Source organism: Megasphaera cerevisiae DSM 20462 (assembly GCF_001045675.1).
Lineage (GTDB): Bacteria > Bacillota > Negativicutes > Veillonellales > Megasphaeraceae > Megasphaera > Megasphaera cerevisiae.
Genome location: NZ_LEKT01000120.1, coordinates 1 through 1,252, shown reverse-complemented (window position 1 = coordinate 1,252; position 1,252 = coordinate 1). Strand labels below are relative to the sequence as shown.

Genomic DNA, 1,252 nt, shown 5'->3' with positions numbered 1-1,252 from the left:
GTCTTATAGTGATTATTTAGACGCAATACAAGACGAATTAGCGAAAGATAATGCGATAAATGATGATTTCTATGATGTAATAAATACCGAGTTAGGCGTGAAAGCCGAAATCATGTTTTATGTACAAGCACCGAGAAGCCAAAAGCGATTAAAAAAGCTGACAAGGACGACAGCACCCGATATAGATAACTTGCTCAAAGCAGCGTTAGACGGTATTTTCAGAGGATTAGAAGTCAAAGACAGCCGAGTAGTTTTGGTATCAATGGGCAAATTTCAAGAAATGGAAAATCCAAGAACTGAGATAGTTTTAAGGGGGATTGAGTAATGGCGAACACAAATTTAGATAAGTTTCTAGTGATAGAACAAATGATGGACGAGGCACAGGGCTTAATGGAGCCGTATTTAAGCAGTTTAGAGCAACGTTATGAGTATATGAATGTGTTGAGAAAAGAATATAGTAATCTATCGCATACACTAGGCAAGATACAGCAACGTGTAATCAAGCAAGGTGATAAGCTCGAAGTAGACGCAGACGTAAAGAATGTAGCACAAAGTGCAAGAGACCGAATAGACGAGCATATAGAGGCGATAGAAGAAGATAAAGCAGATGGAGATAATCAACCATCAGTTAAGCAATTAAAACGTGCTAGAAAAAAGTTAGACGGCGAATTAGACGAAGACAGCATAGGAAAAGCATGGCGATTGTTGAAAGTTCGAAAAATCGAAATCGAAGAGTTAAATGTGCTTATGGACTTAATCGACGCTATGGAAGACGGTAAACAAGATAAAGCAGAGAGTATTGTTAAAAAGATTGAAAAGCTAAGAAGTGATTATACAAGTGGCTTTGTACGCTATAGAGAGGCATTAGAGCAAGGAGAAGACGTACAAAAAGAAGTTGATAATGTTATCGGCGATTTAGAAAATAGTGGCTATATACAAGAGGCTGAGAGCCTTACAGACGCAAGACCTAGTATTGCAGAAGAAAGAGGATTAAGACCTGACGCACAACCGCTTCTAGACCTTTTAAACCCTATTAAGAGTGCAGGTTTAGAGTATTTTCAAAGTAGAAATAGGAACTCAACATCATATGATTTAAACGTGGCGTTTGCGAAAGAAGTTGCTTATACAAGAAGAGCGTTATTAGAAGACCGTGAATATATCGGTACTAGAAACGCATTTAACCGTTTAAATACGGCGTTTGAGGAGCTTTCAGGCTATATGTACGACCGTTTTTATCAACTAGGAGGCACAC

The 1,252-nt window shown here is 38.3% G+C and carries 2 protein-coding genes; both read left to right on the top strand.

The window, feature by feature from the left end; all coding sequences use genetic code 11:
* Positions 1-325 (top strand): RusA family crossover junction endodeoxyribonuclease (locus tag AB840_RS15270; RefSeq protein WP_048515671.1); only part of this gene is annotated, 325 nt, incomplete at its 5' end.
* A partial coding sequence (locus AB840_RS15265; RefSeq protein WP_048515670.1) for a hypothetical protein occupies positions 325-1,252 on the top strand: 928 nt, incomplete at its 3' end. The genes AB840_RS15270 and AB840_RS15265, both read left to right, overlap by 1 nt.